The following is a 20,267-nucleotide window of genomic DNA, read 5'->3' on the forward strand; positions in this document are numbered from 1 at the left end:
GGGTGCGGCGCCCCCGGAAAAATTTCGCTAAAAGACAGGCGCTTGTTGAGCGCGACTCAGGCCCCAAAAGCGGAGTTGAGCTGGCGAGCCCGCTTCACGTCGTCCCCATGCAGGTAGATCGATGTCGTTGAAATAGAAGCATGCCGAAGGTTGTCCCTGACGGTTGTCAACTCGGCACCGCGCGCGAGGGCATGGGTCGCATGCGTATGTCGCATCCAATGCGGGCTGGCACGCTGCAGCTTTCCTGCCGCAGCCGGCTGGTCATTGGCGATCAGCTCGGCAGCCTGCGTGAAGAATCGCCTCACCACGTGCCACAGGCGCGTGCTGGTGATGCCGGTTGCCGCGTCCTTACCAAGCCCGCCGACGAGCGGCGTCGTGGGATCCCACCGAATTGCTGTCACCGGCAGTGCGCGCGCGACTAGGTAACGATCCAGCGCGGCCCGCGCCAACGGCGGCAGCGCAACCCGGCCGGCACGACTGCCCTTGCCCATCAGCTTGAGCCAGTGATCGCCCTGCCCGTCGGTCTCGATGTCACCGAGGGTTGCGCCAACCAGCTCGCTGGCGCGCAGTCCGGTGGCATAACCAAAGTCCAGCACAAAGCGCAGCCGCTGCGCCGCCGGCGCGTCCCAGCCATACGACCACTCCAGGCCATCGGCAAGGGTGCGGATCAGCAGCCATTCGCCTTCGGTGAAGGCATGCGAGCTGTCCAGTGCAGCCGTACGTCCCCCTCCCCGCACCTTGATGCCTGCGAACGGGTTAGCCAGCACATAGCGTTGCTGGATCAACCAACGGAACATCGCTCCCAGGATGGACAAGGCATGGGCGGTGGAGCGCGCCGACAAGGCGCCCGAAAACGGGCGCCAGTCTGGCGTGCAACGCGGTCTTGCTGCCCCGACCCAGCGCGCATGAGGCACTGGCCGACGCAGGAAGCTGCGGTAGGCCGTCGCATCTTCCGTCGTCAGCGACGACAACGGCCGCTTGCGCTCGATAATCGCCCACAGGATCAGCCGCTCCGCTTCCCTGCGATAGGCCCGTTGGGTGGCTGGGGACTCGTGCAACTCCAGCCAGGCCTGGATTGCCGCGTAGTCGTTGTCGGCGTTAAGTGTGCAGGTCGCGCGCGGCGCGCGGAACTGTCCTTGCGAGCCGTCGACCTGATGCGGCAGGCGTAACTGCTCCCAAGGCACCACAATTGTGTCCGGCGTCTGTGCGGCTAGCGCCCGGGCCCGTTCGGTCAGCTGCGGATGCCGGGCGAAGAAATCTTCGACCTGCCGGGCTCCGGTCGCGCCCAGGCCGGGGATCGCGGCCCACCAGCGGCGCCGGCGTGGCACGCGCACGGTTAGCGCCGCCAGGGTGTCGATCCCGTGCGCCCGCAGTGCGGCGACCGTGCGCGGCGCCAGCCACAGCCCGATGTCGTCGCTGATGGCTGGCACCGGCGCCGGCAGCGCACGCAGCAGTTCGATCGCCTGGTCGGCAGCCCAGCCCTGCTCCGCCCGGTCGGCAGCGACAATTTCAAACAGCCGGGCCAGGTCCTCGCGCTGGCGGCTGCGGGCATACGCTGCCAGCTGGCGCCGGATCCGACCCAGGACGCCGCGCGACGACCGCCCTTGCACCCTTGCCTCATCCAAGTACCGGACGACGGCCTCCCGGGTCGACAGGCCGGCATGCCAAGCACGCAGGGCGGCGAGCGCAGCGGCATCCGGGAAGTCGGATCGCGCCGTCGGTTGCGGGTCGTTCGGGGTGAGGCGGAATTTCATGCCCAGCAGTTTAGCGCAAGGATCCAGCTATTACGATAAGGATACTTATCGTAATAGCTGTCATTGCTCGCATGATTGCAGAATCATAGCTGCCGATTCCAACCTGGCTTCGAAGGGCAGGTGCGGCTAGTTCCGCGTACTGGTGATGCCCTAGTACGCGATCGGTTCCAGGAGGCGTGTGACCACTGATACCGCAGTGCTTGCCGCCGTGCCGCTGGCCCGAGGTAAGGGACGCCGGTCCAGCGTGGCATGCGTTAAGCACTGCGGAGTGCGGCGGCCTGTGTACCGTCAACCCCAGGGATGACGGCGTAATGATCCGCGTCGGCAACGACGCGCTCGAGATCGAGCCAATTTCCCCGTCGAATCGCTGCACAACACGTACCCTATCGGCCCATCTGCTGTATGAGAACAGCGATCCATTTTTGCTGCCCGAGTCAGGCGGCACTCTAAACGTCGCTGATGCGCGTTTACACGCTATCGATGATAGGGTCGTCAGGGAGACCGTGCCGTTCCATCGCAATCGGACCGCTTCCTGACACGACTGGAGCGGAACCTCATCGAGCGGATCGCCACGACACTCGGGGAGCAAGCCGGAAAGTTTCACCTGTCCCTGCGACCATACTGCTGGAATGCAGCGCTAGCAGACCGCCGGCAGAAGCGGCGGATCGAAGCGCCCTGCCGCTTCCAGTTCGTCCAGCGTCAGCCCGTAGTCCGCCATCTGCGCCTGGATGCAGCAGATCGCGTCCGCCCGCTCAGTGTTCGGCTTGGCTTCGGCTTCTCGCCAGTCGTAAGGCGTCCCCTAGTAGTGCAACAGATCGCGCAGTTGGGTCAGGTGTGCCCCCTGGGTCCGATCGGCTACCGTTTCCTGGGTCCGGCCACGGTGTTGCCGTGACGCGTAGGCGTAGATCCGCGAGCGCGGCTTCCGGAACCTTCACGTGGAAAGGACGGATGAGTTGCTTCAAATCGCCGTAGGGGCAGATTCCGCCATCGAAGATTGAGGCAATCGTGCGAAAAGAAGCCCCGCGGCGAGCCGCGGGGCATAAGCTCGCTGAGGCGAGCATGGAGACAACGGCTACCGACTTCTGGCATGCACGCGTTCACTATGCTGTACCCGAGGAAAATTACCAATCACTCTGTGCGGACTCTCCCGTACTTTGAAACATCTCGGCAAACTCCCGCCGTGCAGCCGCGCTGTGGCATTCCAAGGTACGGAACTCCCTGTCTTTTCGGTTGAGCTGGCGGGCGTCGTCGCCGTAGCATTGCCGGCATTGGCACAGGGATGGCGTGGCCGGGAACTCCCGGGTCGCGCCTGGCAATGATATGACAAGGCAACCATGACCGAACATCACGCGACAAGCACGAACGCCGCGCGAGCGCAGGCCGTACTGCAAGATGTCGAGCGCCGCTGGAACACCGCCGCACTGACATGGAATGCCGACGCGCTGACCGCGCTGTACGCGCCCGAGGCGCTGTTCTTTGGGGGCCGCCCGGGCCACGCTGTGGGCCAGGCGGCGATCCTGGGGTACTTTGCCTCGTACACCGGGACCCTGCGCTCGGCATCGATGTCTCTGGCCGATCAGACCCTGGTTGAACTTGGCGCGGACACGTTGCTGGCGCAGGGGCATGCAAACTTCCGCTTCGTGCTCGTAGACGGGCGCGAAACCGAATCGGCGCTGCGGACAACTTGGGTGCTGGTCAAGCGCCTGGGCGTGTGGCAGATTCTGCAGCACCACTTTTCCCCGACACCGGAAGCACCGCCTATCCAATAGCCGGCGCACCCCTCATCGAGAGGACCCGATGCACGAAGACCAAGCGCCCGCCGACCATTCCGCGCCAACGTTTGCCAACGAATTGCCGCCGTCGGCACCACGACGCCACCTGCATACCCGCGCTGTCATCATGCAAGGCTTTCGCCGTGATGACGGCTTATGGGACATCGAAGGTGAGATGAAGGACAGCAAGACCGCGCCCTGGCCCAGTTGGGAAAGCGGTGAGCAACCGCCCGACGTGCCTATACACCACATGCGGGTCCGCATCACGCTGGACAACACTTATACCGTCCGGGCCATCGCTGCAGTACTGCCTTCGATTCCTTTTCGCGAATGCACCGGGGGCATTCCGCCGCTGCAAGGCTTGGTTGGCGCAAGCATTGCGCGCGGCTGGCGCAAGGCGCTGGAGATCACATTGGGCAGCACCCGCGGCTGCACGCATCTGCGCGAACTGCTCATGAATCTCGGTACCGTGGCCTACCAGACCGTGGGCGGCGAAACGCGGCGCCAGGAATGGGAAGCCCTGCCCGAACCCCGCATCAGACCTCCGGCGGCGACATCGCCCAAGCCGCATTGGGACAAGTGCCTCGGCTGGCGGCTTGACGGCGAAGTGATCAGGCGGTTAGCCCCGGATTTCTACCAACCCCCCGGCAACGCTTCGGCAGGCACCAATCCAGCCGCTCCGGACTAACCATCGACGCTGGCGGCCGCCGCCGTGCCAGGTACACCGTGGAATTGCGGCTATCCACAATGAATGCAGGAACTTTGCTCCTTCTGAACAAGCGCGCAATCAAGACTTCAGCGCAAGGACGTTCTTAAACCCACTCCGCAACAAACCACTTGACCGCGCCGCCACGAAAACTGGCGCAAGCCACAGCCATCACCGCGTTGGCAAGCCATCGAAGCGGGACCCAATGATGGCATTTTTCTTAGTACGGAACTTGGCGAGGCCACCGCTTGACGATGCCCGCCGGCGGCGTCGAAACTCGTTTGCGCCAACGTCTCACCGCAACTGCGCGGACGACAACGACGAGCTTGCGCGCCGCCTAGCGGCCACTACGAAGGAGAAGCGTGCAGCCACACGCAACCGACGACGATTGTCCTATCGAGCGCCGTGTTGCCACGCACCCTTCACCCAGTTCCTTCAGCACAATCTGCAGCGCACGATGAAGATCGTCACCGACCTCAAGCGGGCAAAGGAGTGAATATCCTATGGGCAAGACCATTATCGAACACCTGGCAGAGTTCTCGGTGAATACCGAAATCGCGCGGCTGCCACCGAATGTCGTTGAAGAATGCAAGCGCGACGTACTCGACGCCATCGGCTGCGCGCTGGCAGGCATTGAACATCCGAAGGGGCGCATCGGCATTGAGGCCGGCCGGCGGCTGGGTGGCACCGGAGGCAGTGCGACAATCATCGGTACATCTCACAAGTCCACCCCGCACGGCGCGGCATTCGCCAACGGCGAGCTGATCAATGCGTTGGACGCGGACTCCGTGCTGCTGCCTGGCCACGTGAGCCCCTACGTGCTGCCGGGCGCCTTCGCGTCCGCCGAGGTGCACCAGCGCTCGGGAAGTGATCTGATCGCCGCCATCGCCGTATCGCACGAGATTTCCTACCGGTTGGGCGCCGCCATGAGCGGTTATCGCGACACCAAAGATGGTAAGGCTGCGAATACATCGGTCGTTGGCTACAGCAGCACGATTTTCGGCGCGACAGCGTCGGCTGCCAAGCTCAAGGGGCTTAACGTAGACCGGCTGGCCAATGCACTGGGCATCGCCGCCGCCACAGCGCCGGTCAACTCGCAGCGCGCCTGGTTCATGCACACGCCGACCGCGACGATCAAATACCAGATGGCCGGCGCATTGACCAATGCCGCGCTGTCGGCCGCGGACATGGGAGATCTTGGCCACCGTGGTGACCTGCAAATGTTGGATGACGAAGAATTCGGGTATCCGCGCTTTGTCGGTACCTCGCGCTGGTCACCCGAGCTTCTTACCACCGGACTCGGCGAAGAATGGCGCTTCCCCGCCTTCCAGATGTTCAAGCCTTATCCGCACTGCCGCGTCATGCACGCACCCCTGGACCTACTGATCGATCTCGTGGCACAGCACGACATACGCGTCGAGGAAATCAAGGGAATCACTTCCTACGGAGAGGGCTGGGCCTACGAGCTGCCTTGCTTCACAAACCGCGAGATCACCGAGCTGCATGACGCGCAGTTCTGCTTCGCGCATGGCCTGGCTGTCGCTGCTCACCGCATCCCACCCGGCAGACAATGGCAGGATCCGTCCGTCGTGTTCGACCCATCGGTCATGACCCTGATGCACCGGGTAAAGCTGGAAACACACCCGACCTACTTCCAGTCCATTTCGGCGGACATCACCAGCCGCCCGTCACGCGTTGAGATCCGTGCACGTGGCCAGACGTTCGCTGCCGAGAAGCATTACCCCAAGGGCACGCCTTCGGCCGACCCGCAGACCTACATGGCCACGGAGGAACTGGTTTGCAAGTTCCGCACCTTCGTCGATGGTCTTCTTTCAGCCGCAACCATCGACAAGGTCCTGGACAGCGTCCTGCACCTGGAGCAGGTCGATGACTTTGGCAGGATCATGCGCCTGCTCGCGCGGCAGTAGGTAAAGTAGAACGCCAACCCTTCCCACGCGTCGTACCGAATCATCTCCCGAGGCAGCGCGCTGTCCACGGGTTCTGGTCGACGCAACGCGCGCGACGCTAGTGTCTCCTTCGATGGCCCGCGTCATGCTCAGAGAAGTTCACTGATTCAGAGGCGACTTCGGCAGCGCCTTTATCCCGTTGCACGTCGCTTCTTGACGTTTCGCCGCCTATTCTCCAAAGCCGATTTCTCGGCCTCCAGGAGGCCTCTCTTTTCAATCAGAAAGTCCATGAGGACGCGAACCTTCAGGGGCAACTGAGCGCGCGAGGGAACATAGAGGTAGAACCCCGCAAAAGGCTTGCACCAAGGCTGAAGGACGCGCATCAATGAACCGTCCGCTATCAGATGGCGCACCGCAATATCCACATGTTGGACGAGTCCGGCGCCTTGAAGGGCCATGCGGATCATGCTGTCGTCATCATTGGTGATCAAAGATCCCTGAGGCACTACAACGAACGCATGGCCATTCGGTTCCGGGGAACTGAACTCCCACCGAAAGATGGCTCCGCTCGATGTGTGTCGGTACGCCACGCAGTCATGCTCGGCCAGATCGGCGGGAGACTCCGGCATACCGTGGCGCTCGAAGTAGTCAGGCGAGGCAACGACGGCCATCTCCAACGACGGAGAAATCGGGACAGCCACGACATGTTGCGCCAGGCTTTCTCCCATGCGGACGCCTGCGTCACATCCATCCGCCACAATGTTGGAGAACCCGTCATCCAGCAAGATTTCCAGCTTCAACTCGGGATAGCGCGCAAGGAATTCCGCAAGATGCGGTTCAATCAGGTTCCGGGATGCAATCCTCGATGTGTTGATTCGCAATAGACCCGAGGGGGACGTATTGGCTTCGCCTACACTGCGCACGGCTTGCTCAATCGTCCCGAACGCCGGGCGGATCTTGTCGAACAGACGCTGCCCCTCCTCTGTCAACGACATGTCGCGCGTCGTGCGGTAGATGAGCTTGACATTCAGTTGCTGCTCCAGAGTTTTAAGGCTCTGCGACAGCGCGGCACGCGTGACCCCCATCTCCGCTGCAGCCTTCGTGAAGCTACCGTGCTGTGCAATGAGAGAGAACCAAGCGAGCGCAGGTATTTTGGATGGATCCATCGTGCGTCATTGTTAAGCCAGACTTACATGTGTAGTAGATGTCAGTGCCTTGTCGCTTGTCAATACGCTTCCTACCATACGAACTCAAGCGACAGACTCTCGGGCAATGTCCCTGGGTGAAATGGGCGCCCCATATGACACCCGGGAGGTCTGAAGCTGTGATGAATGCGTGCTTGCTTTCCACTGAACCTCGGGAGATCCCTATGCAAAAAGTCAACTTCAAGAACCTCAACGGCCAAGGCATCACCCTGGCTGCCGTGATCAACTTTCCGGAGGGCTTCGACAAGAGCAAGAAGTACCCGGCCATCGTCGTGTCGCACCCGGGAGGCGGCGTGAAGGAGCAGACCGCCGGCCTCTACGCCAGGAAGCTGGCAGAAAAGGGCTTCGTCACCATTGCTTACGACGCCTCCTACCAGGGCGAAAGCACGGGCGAGCCCCGGCAGTTGGAAAATCCCTACGTTCGTACCGAAGACGTAAGTGCGGTGATCGACTACCTGACCACGCTGCCTTACGTGGACCACGCGAACATTGGCGCCATGGGCATCTGCGCCGGCGCGGGGTACACCGCCAACGCTGCAATCAACGACCGCCGGATCAAATCCGTCGGAACGGTGAGCGCGGTCAACATCGGCTCGATGTTCCGGAATGGCTGGGAGAACAACATCAAGGACTCCGATGCCGTAGCGGTGCTGGAACTCGGCTCGAATGCCCGCACTACCGACGCTGGCAACGCGGCCAGGAACGAGAGTTTCCCGCTGGCCCCCATGCGCAAGGAAGATGCCCCGAACAAAGAGTTGGAAGAAGCATGGGAGTATTACCACACGCCCCGCTGCGAGCATCCGAACGCCCCCGGCTTCATGACTACCCGCAGCCTGACGCAAATCGTCTCCTACGACGCCTACAATAAGGCCGAGGCCTTCCTCACCCAGCCTATCCAGAGCGTGGTGGGCAGCGTGGCCGGCAGCAAGTGGATGAGCGACGATCTTCTCGCTCGCGCAGCCAGCAAGGACAAGCACATGCATATTGTCGAGGGCGCCAACCACATGTCGCTCTACGACGTGCTGAAGTACGTGGATGAGGCCGTCTCCGTGCTTACCCCGTTCTTCCAGCGCACCCTGAAGTAACCCCTCCGGCGCGGCTGCGTGTATGAAGCCGCGCTACCCCCTTCTAAGCAGCTACAGCACGAGACCTGTCTGTCTGGTGCCGGCACGGACGCCGACATACCCTCCATTTCGGCATCGCGCATTTTCACGGCCCTGGGTATTGCTCGCTGCGTCTTTGAAGAGCGGAATCTGAGCCGGTTCTCTCCACACTGAACCAGAACCCGATCAGGAGATAAGCATGTCATCGACCACTATCAAGCACGTCACCTACAAGAACCTCGGCTGGGACACGGCCGCCGACCTTTACCTGCCTCCGAGCTTCGACGAAAGCAAGAGGTACTCCGCCATCGTCAGCACGCACCCTATCGGCAGTTGCAAGGAGCAGACAGCGGGTAACATCTATGCAGCCGGGCTCGCCAAGGAAGGGTTCATCGTGCTGGTGCACGATGCCAGCTTCCAGGGCGCCAGCGGTGGCACGCCACGCTTTATCGAGGACCCGGCGATTCGCGTCTCTGACATACGTTTCGCCGTCGACTATCTGCAATCCCTGCCCTACGTCGATGAGCAGCGCATCGGTGCCATCGGCGTGTGCGGCGGTGGCGCCTACACGATCCATGCGGGTATCACCGACCATCGCCTCAAGGCACTGGTATCGATCACCGGCGTCAACTTCGGCCGCCTGATCCGGGAAGGGTTCGCCAACTTCAAGCCGCTGGAGTCCATTGAGAACATGGCCAAGCTGCGCACCGCCGAGGCGAAGGGCGGCGACCGCAGCGCCGTCAACCTGCTGCCGGAGTCGGTTGAGGCAGGCAGGAAGGCTGGCGTCACGGACATTGACGTGCTCGAGGCCACCGAATACTACAAGACCTCCCGAGGCCAGCAACCCAATGGCGCCACCAGCCAGTTGATGTCCTTCAGCAGTGCCGCCATGGGCTGGGACGCCTTCCTGAACGCCGAGGTGCTGCTGACCCAGCCACTGATGATCGTCATTGGCGACAAGCCCGGCGGTTTCGGCGCCTACCGCGACGGCTGGGAGATCCACGGCCGTGCTGCCTCCACGAACAAGCAAATCGTTGTGGCGGAAGGCTGGTCGCACTACGACCTCTACGACAAGGCCGAGCCTGTGGCCCTCGCCATGGCGAAGGTAGTGCCTTTCTTCAAGGACAACCTCTAAAGACAGGGGCATGCGGCTGCCCCTGAGCATCGCGGACAACGGCACCTGCATAGGTGCCTGAGTCCATAGCCCATAGAAAAGGAATGCAACCATGAAGAACGTACTCGTACTCGGTGCCAATGGCCAGATCGCACAATGGGTCGTCAAAGCCCTGGCCGGTGACAAGGATGTCAACCTGACTTTGCTCGTGCGCAATCCCAGGAAGCTCGGAGATACCCCCGCGAACGCCAAGGTCGTGATCGGCAGCGTGCTCGACAAGAGGCTGCTTCAACAGGCAATGACGGGCCAGGATATCGTTTATGCCAACCTCACTGGCGACGACCTGGACGCGCAAGCAAAGCAAGTGATTGCCGCCATGCAAGCCACCGGGGTCACGCGGCTGATCTTCGTGCTGTCGCTGGGCATCTACGACGAAGTGCCAGGCAAGTTTGGCGAATGGAACAACGCCACGATCGGAGAAGATCTCAAGCCCTTCCGCCGCGCGGCCGATGCCATTGAAGCCTCGAGCCTGCAATACACCATCCTGCGTCCTGCCTGGCTGACAGACGAGGACGAGGTGGACTATGAGCTGACGGTCAGGAATGAGCCGTTCAAGGGTACAGTCGTCTCGCGCAGGAGCGTGGGTGACCTGATCACCAGGATCATCGAATCGCCAGCGCTGCACCTGGACGAGAACTTGGGCGTGAACAAGCCAAACAGCGACGGCGACAAGCCGTTCTTCATGTAAGGGACGTATTGCGGGCATGTGCATCAACTGTGCGTTCCAGCAGTGCAAGCCCCCACAGCCGGCGCGGGTGCTGGTCGATGACCGCGAAACCCACCCTGTACTGCAATGCGTGCCGTGATCAAGCGGAAATGATTCACGGCGCTTTTGCATCTGGCAGCAACGCCACCTCTCATGCAAGAACAACCATGAAACGCCGCATGACGCTTCTGCACTGGTTCCTTATCGCGCTGGGCCTCGCCTTGATAGCGGCACTGGGTGTGCTGCGCTCTGTTACCTGGATCGAGAGTCGCCAGGCACGCCAACTAGAGGAAAAGGGGCCGTATGTGCCCACCGCCACCGCGCCGACTTCGCGCACTGCAGTGGTGTACTTTTCTCGCTCAGGCAATACGGCGTTGGCCGCGCGCCACGTGGCCAAACGGCTGGATGCCAGGCTGTTCGCATTGGAGGCACCCGACTACCGGCTCGGACTGATCGGACTGGTGCATGCGCTCCATGACGCGAACGCGCTCAAGAGCAAGCCGAAGGCGCTCCCCGATATCACCCCACGCACAATCGACCTGACACCGTTCGATACCGTCTGGATCGGCTCGCCAGTGTGGCTGTACAGCCCTGCGCCGCCCATCTGGGCCTTTGTCGAGAATAATCGCTTCGACGGCCAGCGCGTGGTGCTGTTCAACACCTACAATAGCCATTTTGGCGACGATTATGTCGCGGCCTTGAGAGACAAGGTGATGGCGCACGGCGCGCGTTCCTTCGAGCATCGCCATGTGCTCCGCGGACGAATGACGCGCCAACTCACGCCCGACGAGATGCTGCGCGCCATCGACGACGAATGGTTCGCGGCTCAATCCGGGCGTTGATGTTCTTTCAGGGAGGCAAAGCGAAGGGATCCTGAGTCTGCTTTGCAGATGCCCCGCAGCCTTGGGGAAACGCGCCCGCTGGCGCCAGCAGGGGCCAGCCACAGGGCAGCCGCGAGCGGCCTCTGCCGCGCCGTTCCGGATCCCCACTTCCGGAACGGCGCAAATATGCGCTCAACCTCACTGCCTGAGTTCGATCAGCAAGTCCTTCGCGGCCACCCGGTCGCCCTGCTGCACATGCACTGCGGCAATCTCACAATCGCGCTCGGCCGCGATGTGGGTCTCCATCTTCATCGCTTCCAGCGCAAGCAGCGTCGTGCCTGCGGCCACGCGCTGTCCCGGCTGCACCGCCACGGTCACAATGGAGCCCGGCATCGGCGCGGCGATATGCAGCGGATTGTCGGGATCGGCAACGATCCGGCGGTGACGCGCCGGACCGGCTTGCTCGGCGCTGCGCTGTTCGATCAGCGCCGTACGTGATTGCCCGTTCAGTTCGAACTGGACCTTGATGTTGCCCTCCTCGGCATCGGGATGCATCCCCTGCAGGGAAACCATCAAAGTCTTGCCCGCCGCGATGTCGATGGCCACCTCTTCCTGGGGCTGCAGGCCGTACAGGAAGGCCGGCGTGGGCACGACTGAGGTATCGCTATAGGTCCGGACGTGCGCGTGGTAGGCGACCGCCTGCTTCGGGTACATCAGGTAGGAGGCGAGTTGCCGGTCGTCGATGGATTGTTCGCACGCCGTTTCCGCCTCGGCGCGCGCGGCGTCGAGGTCCACCGCCGGAATCTGGTCGCCCGGCCGGTAAGGCGCGGGCGGCTCCCCGCGCAGCACCTTGCGCGAGAGCTCCGCCGGAAAGCCATCTGGCGGGAAGCCCAGTTCGCCCTTGAACAGGGAAACCACCGATTCCGGAAACGCGATCTCCCGGGCCGGATCGCAGACATCGGCGGCACTCATGTCGTTGGCCACCATCATCAGCGCCATGTCGCCGACCACCTTGGAGGTCGGCGTCACCTTGACGATGTCGCCGAACATCTTGTTGACCTCGGCATACGCCTGCGACACCTCGGTCCAGCGATGTTCGATGCCGAGCGAGCGCGCCTGCTCGCGCAGGTTCGTGTACTGGCCGCCGGGCATCTCGTGGCGGTAGACATCGGCCGTGCCGGCGCGGATCTCCGATTCGAACGGCGCGTAGTAGCGACGCACGCCCTCCCAGTACATCGACGCCTCGTGCAGGCGCTCCATGCTAAGTCCGGGGTCGCGCTCGCTGCCAGCCAGTGCCGCCGCGATGCTCGACAGGTTCGGTTGCGAAGTAAGCCCGCTCATCGCATCGAGCGCGCCATCGACGGCATCGCAGCCGGCACCAATGGCAGCCAGAGCGGAAGCGGCCGAGATGCCGCTGGTATCGTGCGTGTGGAAGTGCACGGGCAGGCCAGTCTCGTCCTTGAGCGCCTTGACGAGCGCTGCCGCGGCTTGCGGACGACAGATCCCCGCCATGTCCTTGATGCCCAGCACGTGCACGCCCGCAGCCTGCAGTTCGCGCGCGATCCCGACGTAGTACTTCAGGTCGTACTTGGGGCGGGAGCCGTCGAAGATGTCCCCGGTGTAGCAGATCGCGCCCTCGCACAGCGCGCCGCTCTCGCCCACGGCATCGATGGCCACGCGCATATTGCGCACCCAGTTCAACGAATCGAACACGCGGAACACGTCCACGCCGGCGCTGGCAGCCTGGCGGACGAAGAACTTCACCACGTTGTCCGCATAGTTCGTCTAGCCGACCGCATTCGAGCCACGCAGCAGCATCTGGAACAGGATGTTCGGCACGCGCTCGCGCAGTTGCTCAAGACGTTGCCACGGGTCTTCCTTGAGGAAGCGCAGCGCCACGTCGAAGGTCGCCCCGCCCCAGCACTCCATCGAGAACAGTTGGGGCAGTTCGCGCGCGTAGAACGGCGCGATCGGCAACATGTCGGCCGTGCGCATGCGCGTGGCGAACAGCGACTGGTGCGCATCGCGCATGGTCGTGTCGGTCAGCAGCACCCGCTTCTGCTCCAGCATCCAGCGCGAGAATTTCTCCGCGCCGAGTTCGCGCAGCAGGTCGCGCGTGCCGGTCGGGAGCGGGCCGGCGGTATCCACCGCGGGCAGCACCGGGCTGGGCAACGGCAGCGGCGGCAGCGAGCGGCCGTTGATTTCCGGATGCCCGTTGACGCACACATCGCCGAGATAGCGCAGGAGCTTGGTCGCACGGTCCTGGCGCTTGGTGAAGGCCAGCAGTTCCGGCGTCTTGTCGATAAAGCGCGTGGTGACGTCGCCGGAGCGGAAGGCGGGATGGTTGATGACGTTTTCAAGGAACTGCAGGTTGCACGCGACGCCGCGGATACGGAACTCGCGCAGCGCGCGGTCCATGCGCCGGATCGACTCGGGGGCGGTGGGCGCCCAAGTGGTGACCTTGACCAGCAGCGAATCATAGTACGGCGTAATCACCGCGCCGCCGTAGGCCGTACCGGCGTCCAGGCGCACGCCGAAGCCTGCCGCGCTGCGGTAGGCGGAGAGCCGGCCATAGTCCGGCAGGAAGCCGTTTTCGGGATCCTCGGTCGTGATCCGGCATTGCAGCGCATGCCCGTTCAGCGAGATCCCCGCCTGTTCCGGCACGCCGGCAGCGCGCACGACGATCTTGCCATCGGCATCGCGCGTGTTCTCGGTCATGCCGATATGGCCGCCCTCGGTGATGCGGATCTGCGCCTTGACGATATCGACGCCCGTGACCATCTCGGTCACCGTGTGCTCGACCTGGATGCGTGGGTTGACTTCGATGAAATAGAACTGGCCGGAATCGGCATCCATCAGGAATTCGATCGTGCCCGCATGCGTGTACCCGACTGCACGCATCAGCCGCATGGCCGCGTCGCACAGTGCCGCGCGGCCGGCATCGTCCAGGTAAGGGGCCGGCGCGCGCTCCACCACCTTCTGGTTGCGACGCTGCACGGTACAGTCGCGCTCATACAGGTGCACCAGGTTGCCGTGCGTATCGCCGAGCGCCTGCACTTCTACGTGGCGCGCGTTGCGCACCAGTTTCTCGACGTAGACCTCGTCGTTGCCGAATGCCGACAATGCCTCGCGCCGCGCGGCCGGCAGCGCGGTCTCGAGATCCTGCTCGTTCTCCAGCATGCGCATGCCGCGCCCGCCACCGCCCCAGCTCGCCTTGAGCATCAGCGGGTAGCCGATGCCGGCCGCCAGGCGCCTGCACTTGTCCAGGTCGTGGGGCAGCGGATCGGTCGCCGGCATGACCGGCACGCCCGCCTCGATCGCCGCATTGCGAGCCGCCACCTTGTTCCCCAGCTTGCGCATGACCTCCGGCGACGGGCCGATCCAGCGGATCCCCGCATCGATCACGGCTTGTGCGAAATCTGGGTTCTCCGAGAGAAAGCCATAGCCGGGGTGGATGGCGTCAACCTTCGCTTGCCGGGCGATGCGCAGGATGTCGTCGATATCGAGGTAGGCCGCGAGCGGCTTCTTGCCCTCGCCAACCAAGTAGCTTTCGTCCGCCTTGAAGCGATGGAGCGCGAGGCGGTCTTCTTTCGAATAGATCGCTACCGTCCGGATATTCATCTCGGCCGCGGCGCGCATCACGCGAATCGCGATCTCGGAGCGGTTGGCAATCAGCAGGGATTTGATCGGGGTGTAACTCATGGGCGCACAAGAAAGTGGGCAATGCCGTGCACAAGCGTCACGGCATGTCAGATGATCGGGGATGCAGCGCTGTGCCTGAGGCCCGCGCTGCCGTCAGTTGTAATGGGCAAAAATGGGGTGCGAATCCATCCAGTCGTATTGCCCTGTCGTAGCCGCCCACGCCCAATTTTTCCGCCTTGGCGACTGCTTATTGCTATCGAAACGCTCGCTTCCCGTCTGTCCGGCACGGGGCTTGCGGTCATCGCCGGCAAGCTCGCGGCTGTCCGCGCCGGCTCCATTTCTTTCGTAGTACATCGCGGTGCCTTCCTCTTCCAAATCCAAGGCGCCTGTCCTGCAACGTAGCGCGAGAGCCAGGCGACGGAAAATTTGCCGGCACAACCAGATGCGTGCCCACCCGATCGTCTTGGCGCAAGAATGGCGCGCGTAGCCCGGCAGCGATCCGATCAAGCCGCTCCGCTTACATGGCAACCAGATAGGCTCGCAGTTCATGCCCCCTGGCCTGGCTTAGCCGAAGCGCCCCCCGCTCACGTGCAGTACCTCGCCGGTAATGAAGCCCGCGCGCTCGGAGGCCAGGAAGGCAACCGCGTCGGCGATATCTCCCGGACGACCAACGCGCTTGATAGGCTGCATCTGCACGGCACGCTCCTTGATGGTTTCATACGTAGGCAAGGCCTGCACCATCTCCGTCTCGATAAATCCAGGTGCCACGCAGTTCACCGTGACGCCATAGCGCCCTTCCTCGATGGCCAGTGCCTTGGCCATGCCGATCAGCCCTGCCTTCGCCGCCGAATAGTTGGCCTGCGTAGGATTGCCCAAATGCGCGCGCGAGCTGATGTTGATGACGCGGCCCCAGCCCTGCTCGATGAAATGCGGCATCACGGCCCGGGTCGCCAGGAACGCCCCCTTGAGCATGACCTCCATGACGAGGTCCCAGTCTTCCTCGCTCATCTTCACCAGATACTTGTCCCGCGGGAATCCGGCGTTGTTGACGAGGATGTGCACCCCGCCAAATTGAGTAACCGTTTCTTCCACCAGCCGGCTCACGTCTTCAGACTTGGTGATGTCGGCGATTACACAATGGGCTTGCAGGCCATCAGCACGCAGCGCTGCGACAGTCTCCTCTGCCCGCTCGCGGAGCACGTCCGTCACGACCACGCGCGCGCCCTCTTCCGCCAGCCGGCGCGCCGTTGCCGCACCCAGGCCTCGTGCCGAACCGGTAACGATGGCGACACGATCCTTGATCTGAAGATCCATTTCCTTCCTTTTCATTTGCCGCGGCGGCGGATGCCATCGCGATAGACAGGCGGTCCGGCACCAGCGCCGAACGGACACCGGAATCGTATAAGTCGAGCCGCACCGAATCAATTGGTAATTGGTGAAGCTGCGGTTCGCCGCCCGCGAACACCGGCCGGCCTGGTTCGCGTTCCGGCAATCGCCGGCTCGCGAATCGGCATTTGAGTCGCGCGGTTGCCGCCTCTACCATCAGTTCCAGCGGTATGGAAAACGCAGCGCAAGGCGCTGACAAGAGATCAGACAAGCACCCTCCCGGAGTGGTGCGCTGAAAGGGCAACCCGTTCATGACACCTCCCGCACAAATCACGATGACCCTGGAACGGGGCCTTCATGTTCTTCGTGCCTTCCGTGCCGAACGTACGCCGCTCACGAACAGCGAGATCGTCAAGCGCACCGGCCTGCCGAAAGCGACGGTGTCGCGCCTGACCACCACCCTGATCGCGCTGGGGTTCCTGCGCCGCGTCGCCGGCAGCACTCAGTTCGAGCTGGCCCCGGCTTCCCTCCAAATCGGCGACACCTACCTGGAAACCAACCCGGTCACCGATCGCGTGAATCCCTTCCTGCAGGAACTGGCGGACCGACTCAATGTGTCGGTCGCCCTTGCCGTGCCCGATCAGCTCGATATGCTCTATATCGCACATCGAACCAGTTCGCGCATTGCGACCCTGCGCCTCGGCGTGGGCTCGCTGCTACCGATGGGTTGGACGGCGACCGGCCGTGCCTGGCTGTGGGGCTTGCACCCCGAGGCCCGGCATGAATACCTGGAAACGCTCAAGCGCGCAGATGGCGCGCGCATCGCCGAACTCGAACGCGGCATCGCTGCGGCTTTCGAGGACCTGCAGACCCTTGAGGTCTGTACCTCCTTGGGCAAGTATCAGCGCAACGCTTACGGGATTGCCCTTCCTGTCACGGTGGGACGCTCGGCCACACTGATGTCGCTGAGCTGCGGCGCGGTTGAACTGGAGCCGGACATGGCAGCCATCACAGAACGCCTCGCGCCTGTGCTGAAGGCCGCGGCAGCCGACCTCGTCGAGCTGCTCCGGGACGTTGATACGCAGATCTGACGGTCAGTCCGTGGCGCCCTCCCCTGGGCGCCACTGTGGCATCAGTGACGTGTACTCAGGCGCTCCTCCAGGGCGTGCGCCGTCGCAGCGAGCCTCGGGCCCAACTCCCGCTCCATCCTGGCGCGATTCATGCGCGCGCTGCGGCCAACGCTGGCCAGCACCACTGACGGATGTCCCGGCACACTGACAGGCACCGCAACCGAAGCCAGCTCGCGCCCGCAAGGCGACATGCAAAAGCCGTACTGGTGGAGCTGTGACATGCCCTCGGCCATCTGCCTGCGCAGCGAAGGCCAGTCACGGCCGCTCTTGCGTTCGACGTTGCTCTGTAGGTAGAAGCGCTCCCGTTCCGGCAATGCGGCGAGCAGCGCCCAGCCCATCGGGGACGAAGCAATCGGCACGCGGATCCCGGCGGCAAGGTGCGTGTCAAGATAGACGTTCTTGCCAATCTGCGATTCATTGACAATGACATCGAGCCGGTCGCGCGCACCCAGGATGACATGCGTATCGCTGGCGTCGGCGAATCTCTGCATCTCGATGCGGGCGGCGCGTTGCACGCTGTCGCCCGAGACGGCCGCGTAGCCCAGGGTCAATGCGGCCGAGGCAAGCCGGAACTTGCGCCGGCTCTCGTCGTAGCGCACGTAGCCGAGTGCTGCCAGGGAATGCAGCATCCGGGACACGGTAGGGGCCGGAATGCCGGTCTCCACGGCAATCTCCTGGTTGCCCATCCACGGATGCTCGGCGCTGAATGCAGCCAGCACGGCCAGGCCGCGGGCCAGCGGCACCACCCGCACGTCACCCTTGTCGAGATTACGGTTCGATTGCTTCGCGGCTTGAACGGTTGCCATGGCTGTCTCCATTGTTGCCGGCCCGGCCTTCATTGGACCGTGCCGTTATTCCCGTCACGCCTCAAGCGTAATCGGCTGGCGGCGAGGCGCCCAGTTGTCTTCCGCGACGCGGCGATTCGCCAACCGCGATCCAGCACCCCGCGTGCCGGGCGGCCGGCACTGGATAACGCCGGCCCAGTCTGCCCCGCCCGCTGAGAGCCCGGCGCGCGCCTCAGACCAGGCGCAGGATATCGTCGACCCGGGCACGCTCGGTGCGGTAGCCATTCACCGGGTGTGCCCTGTCGGCGTAGCCGAAGGAGATGCCGCACACCACCTTGCGTCCCTCCGGAATGGCAAAGTACTTGCGGATGAAGCTGGACTGCATGGCCAGTGCTGCCTGCGGCGTGGTGGCCACGCCATGAGCCTGGGCAGACAACAGGAAGGCGCTGACGAAGCCGCCCGCGTCCACAGCGCCATAGGCACCCAGCTCCTCCGGCACGGTGACGATCGCCACATGCGGCGCACCGAACAGGCGGAAGTTTTCGAACGACTGGCTTTCGCGCTGCTCCTTGTCGCCGCGGCCAATCCCCAGCGCTTCATAGAGCTGAAAGCCGGCTTGGCGACGACGGTCGAGGTACACGCCACGGTATTCGTCCGGAAACGGGAAGTCAGAGTCCAGTTCGGGGTGCTTCCGCACCTGCTCCATCAGCGCATTCCTGAACTTTTCAGTGCTCCCGCCCGAAGTAATTACCAGATCCCAGGGTTGCGTGTTGCACCACGAGGCGGTGCCGCGCGCGGCGTCGACGATGCTGCGGATCACGTCCTCCGGCACCCCATCGCGCAAATAGGCGCGGCACGTGGCGCGCCCGAAGATCAAGCGCCGTAGCGCATCAATATCGGCATGGTGTGCGGTCATGGGGACCAGTCCTTCCAGGAGTTAGTTCGTGCCGGGCGGCGGCCCCGGCGATGCTCGCCAACCTTCCCCGAACACGAGAAGGTTGGCGCCATGGCCCATCAGAACGACTTGCTCGGACCCAGCAGGTTGTGGGCCACGAACCGGTCAATAAGACTTCGGCAGGCCGAGCTTGCGTTCGGCGATGTTCGACAGGATAAGCTGCGGGGTGACGGGCGCAATGTAGCCGATCCAGGCTTCGCGCATGAATCGTTCCACGTGATATTCCTTCGCGTAGCCGAAGCCGCCATGCGTGAGGATCGATGTCTGGCAAGCGTTCATGCAGGCCTCGGATGCCAGCAGCTTGGCCGCGTTGGCCTCGGAGCCGCAGGAGATCCCTTTGTCGTAGAGATCGGCAGCGGCGAGCAGCATGTGGTTGGCAGCCTCGAGCTCTGCCCAGTTGCGGGCCAGCGGATGCTGGACACCCTGGTTCTTGCCGATCTGACGACCGAAGACGACGCGGTCCTTAGCGTATTGCGTGGCAAGCTTGAGTACCGCGCGGCCGATACCGACCTGCTCGGCGGAGACGAAAACGCGCTCTGCGTTCATGCCGTGGAAGATGTACTTCAGGCCCTTACCTTCCTCACCGATCAGCGAGTCTTTGGAAACCGGCAAATCGTCGATGAACAACTCGTTAGTGTCGACGGCGGCGCGGCCAAGCTTGTCGATCTCCCGAATCTCCACATACTTGCGGTCGAGCTTGGTGTAGAACAGGCTCAGCCCTTCGCCGTGCTTCTTGACCTCCTCGACCGGTGTGGTGCGCGCGAGAATCAGCATGTGGTCGGCGACCTGCGCGGTCGAAATAAAGACCTTCTTGCCCGAGATCAGGTAATTGCCATCGGGCTGCTTCTTCGCCACGACCTTGAGCTTGGTGGTATCAAGGCCCGTGTCCGGCTCGGTGACCGCGAAGCACGCCTTGTGTTCGCCACGGACAAAGGGCGGCAGCCAGGCCTTCTTCTGGGCATCCGTGCCGAAATGCACGACCGGCTGCAAGCCGAAGATGTTCATGTGGATCGTGGACGCGCCCGCTTGCCCGCCGCACTCGGCCACGGTACGTAAGAAGAGCGCAGCTTCAGTCACGCCAAGATTCGCCCCGCCGAACTCCTCTGGCATGCAGATCCCGAGCCAGCCGCCGCTGGCAACAGCCTCGAAGAACTCGTGCGGAAACTCGTGGTTCTTGTCCTTGTTCCGCCAGTACTCGAGCGGAAAGTCCGCACAGATCTTTTCTGCCGCATCAATAATGGCGAGCTGATCGGCGCTGAGTTTGTAATCCATCGCTTCACT

Annotated in this window: 15 protein-coding genes and 1 pseudogene; 8 read left to right on the forward strand and 8 right to left on the reverse strand. The window is 63.2% G+C overall.

The features are described from left to right. Positions 1–56 precede the first annotated feature (56 nt). Entirely contained in the window at positions 57–1,754 is a 1,698-nt protein-coding gene (locus AC3FKH_RS31270) for a site-specific integrase (protein ID WP_488679562.1), read from the reverse strand. Positions 1,755–3,088: 1,334 nt separating this feature from the next. On the opposite strand from AC3FKH_RS31270, the gene AC3FKH_RS31275 reads away from it, so the two are divergent. From AC3FKH_RS31275 to AC3FKH_RS31285, 3 genes are all read left to right on the forward strand, one after another. Continuing rightward, positions 3,089–3,523 (forward strand): YybH family protein, encoded by a 435-nt coding sequence (locus AC3FKH_RS31275; RefSeq protein WP_326348430.1) that lies wholly within the window; start codon positions 3,089–3,091, stop codon positions 3,521–3,523. 28 nt (positions 3,524–3,551) lie between these two features. Further along, positions 3,552–4,214 carry a DUF2889 domain-containing protein gene (locus AC3FKH_RS31280; protein ID WP_488679563.1) on the forward strand — a complete coding sequence of 221 codons (663 nt, stop codon included), beginning with the start codon at positions 3,552–3,554 and terminating at the stop codon, positions 4,212–4,214. A 521-nt stretch (positions 4,215–4,735) separates the two neighbouring features. After that, the gene (locus tag AC3FKH_RS31285) at positions 4,736–6,160 is read left to right on the forward strand and encodes an MmgE/PrpD family protein (RefSeq protein ID WP_488679564.1); all 1,425 of its coding nucleotides are present in this window, start codon (positions 4,736–4,738) and stop codon (positions 6,158–6,160) included. 170 nt (positions 6,161–6,330) lie between these two features. On the opposite strand, the gene AC3FKH_RS31290 is transcribed toward AC3FKH_RS31285, so the two are convergent. Continuing rightward, positions 6,331–7,305 (reverse strand): LysR family transcriptional regulator, encoded by a 975-nt coding sequence (locus AC3FKH_RS31290; RefSeq protein ID WP_488679565.1) that lies wholly within the window; start codon positions 7,303–7,305, stop codon positions 6,331–6,333. 203 nt (positions 7,306–7,508) lie between these two features. Here AC3FKH_RS31290 and AC3FKH_RS31295 point away from each other — a divergent pair, with 203 nt between their 5' ends. The 4 genes from AC3FKH_RS31295 (at position 7,509) to AC3FKH_RS31310 (ending at position 11,169) form a co-directional block, all read left to right on the forward strand. Then, positions 7,509–8,429 (forward strand): alpha/beta hydrolase, encoded by a 921-nt coding sequence (locus AC3FKH_RS31295; protein ID WP_488679566.1) that lies wholly within the window; start codon positions 7,509–7,511, stop codon positions 8,427–8,429. 217 nt (positions 8,430–8,646) lie between these two features. Continuing rightward, positions 8,647–9,582: an alpha/beta hydrolase gene (locus AC3FKH_RS31300; RefSeq protein ID WP_488679567.1), complete on the forward strand. Its 936-nt coding sequence runs from the start codon at positions 8,647–8,649 to the stop codon at positions 9,580–9,582. Positions 9,583–9,673: 91 nt separating this feature from the next. Beyond that, entirely contained in the window at positions 9,674–10,309 is a 636-nt protein-coding gene (locus tag AC3FKH_RS31305; protein ID WP_488679568.1) for an SDR family oxidoreductase, read from the forward strand. Between the two features lie 77 nt (positions 10,310–10,386). Then, entirely contained in the window at positions 10,387–11,169 is a 783-nt protein-coding gene (locus tag AC3FKH_RS31310; RefSeq protein WP_488679569.1) for a flavodoxin family protein, read from the forward strand. A 177-nt stretch (positions 11,170–11,346) separates the two neighbouring features. Here the strand turns inward: AC3FKH_RS31310 and AC3FKH_RS31315 are convergent. The 3 genes and pseudogenes from AC3FKH_RS31315 to AC3FKH_RS31325 all read right to left on the reverse strand — a co-directional run bounded on the left by AC3FKH_RS31315 (position 11,347) and on the right by AC3FKH_RS31325 (position 16,104). Then, a pseudogene (locus tag AC3FKH_RS31315) lies at positions 11,347–14,850 on the reverse strand (pyruvate carboxylase). 93 nt (positions 14,851–14,943) lie between these two features. Continuing rightward, positions 14,944–15,171, reverse strand: a complete 228-nt coding sequence (locus AC3FKH_RS31320; protein WP_488679570.1) for a hypothetical protein — start codon at positions 15,169–15,171, stop codon at positions 14,944–14,946. Between the two features lie 183 nt (positions 15,172–15,354). Beyond that, on the reverse strand, positions 15,355–16,104 hold the full coding sequence (locus AC3FKH_RS31325) for an SDR family NAD(P)-dependent oxidoreductase (protein WP_488679571.1): 750 nt from the start codon (positions 16,102–16,104) through the stop codon (positions 15,355–15,357). Positions 16,105–16,451: 347 nt separating this feature from the next. Between AC3FKH_RS31325 and AC3FKH_RS31330 the strand changes: the two genes are divergently transcribed. Beyond that, positions 16,452–17,207, forward strand: a complete 756-nt coding sequence (locus AC3FKH_RS31330; protein WP_488679572.1) for an IclR family transcriptional regulator — start codon at positions 16,452–16,454, stop codon at positions 17,205–17,207. A gap of 41 nt (positions 17,208–17,248) precedes the next feature. Here AC3FKH_RS31330 and AC3FKH_RS31335 read toward each other — a convergent pair whose 3' ends face one another. The 3 genes from AC3FKH_RS31335 to AC3FKH_RS31345 form a co-directional block, all read right to left on the reverse strand. After that, complete coding sequence (locus AC3FKH_RS31335) at positions 17,249–18,052, reverse strand: IclR family transcriptional regulator (protein ID WP_488679573.1); 804 nt, start codon at positions 18,050–18,052, stop codon at positions 17,249–17,251. 211 nt (positions 18,053–18,263) lie between these two features. After that, positions 18,264–18,947, reverse strand: a complete 684-nt coding sequence (locus tag AC3FKH_RS31340; RefSeq protein ID WP_488679574.1) for a nitroreductase — start codon at positions 18,945–18,947, stop codon at positions 18,264–18,266. Between the two features lie 144 nt (positions 18,948–19,091). Continuing rightward, positions 19,092–20,258, reverse strand: a complete 1,167-nt coding sequence (locus AC3FKH_RS31345; RefSeq protein ID WP_326348416.1) for an acyl-CoA dehydrogenase family protein — start codon at positions 20,256–20,258, stop codon at positions 19,092–19,094. Positions 20,259–20,267 lie beyond the last annotated feature (9 nt).

The sequence above is a fragment of the Cupriavidus sp. 21MJTG02-4 genome (assembly GCF_057798975.1).

Bases quoted from the DNA above. Each gene is read 5' to 3' on its own strand.
- AC3FKH_RS31310 (WP_488679569.1), top strand. From the start codon at position 10,387: ATGACCGCGAAACCCACCCTGTACTGCAATGCGTGCCGTGATCAAGCG.
- AC3FKH_RS31305 (WP_488679568.1), top strand. From the start codon at position 9,674: ATGAAGAACGTACTCGTACTCGGTGCCAATGGCCAGATCGCACAATGG.
- AC3FKH_RS31270 (WP_488679562.1), bottom strand. From the start codon at position 1,754: ATGAAATTCCGCCTCACCCCGAACGACCCGCAACCGACGGCGCGATCC.
- AC3FKH_RS31335 (WP_488679573.1), bottom strand. From the start codon at position 18,052: ATGGCAACCGTTCAAGCCGCGAAGCAATCGAACCGTAATCTCGACAAG.
- AC3FKH_RS31280 (WP_488679563.1), top strand. From the start codon at position 3,552: ATGCACGAAGACCAAGCGCCCGCCGACCATTCCGCGCCAACGTTTGCC.
- AC3FKH_RS31340 (WP_488679574.1), bottom strand. From the start codon at position 18,947: ATGACCGCACACCATGCCGATATTGATGCGCTACGGCGCTTGATCTTC.
- AC3FKH_RS31285 (WP_488679564.1), top strand. From the start codon at position 4,736: ATGGGCAAGACCATTATCGAACACCTGGCAGAGTTCTCGGTGAATACC.
- AC3FKH_RS31300 (WP_488679567.1), top strand. From the start codon at position 8,647: ATGTCATCGACCACTATCAAGCACGTCACCTACAAGAACCTCGGCTGG.
- AC3FKH_RS31325 (WP_488679571.1), bottom strand. From the start codon at position 16,104: ATGGATCTTCAGATCAAGGATCGTGTCGCCATCGTTACCGGTTCGGCA.
- AC3FKH_RS31290 (WP_488679565.1), bottom strand. From the start codon at position 7,305: ATGGATCCATCCAAAATACCTGCGCTCGCTTGGTTCTCTCTCATTGCA.
- AC3FKH_RS31330 (WP_488679572.1), top strand. From the start codon at position 16,452: ATGACCCTGGAACGGGGCCTTCATGTTCTTCGTGCCTTCCGTGCCGAA.
- AC3FKH_RS31345 (WP_326348416.1), bottom strand. From the start codon at position 20,258: ATGGATTACAAACTCAGCGCCGATCAGCTCGCCATTATTGATGCGGCA.
- AC3FKH_RS31295 (WP_488679566.1), top strand. From the start codon at position 7,509: ATGCAAAAAGTCAACTTCAAGAACCTCAACGGCCAAGGCATCACCCTG.
- AC3FKH_RS31275 (WP_326348430.1), top strand. From the start codon at position 3,089: ATGACCGAACATCACGCGACAAGCACGAACGCCGCGCGAGCGCAGGCC.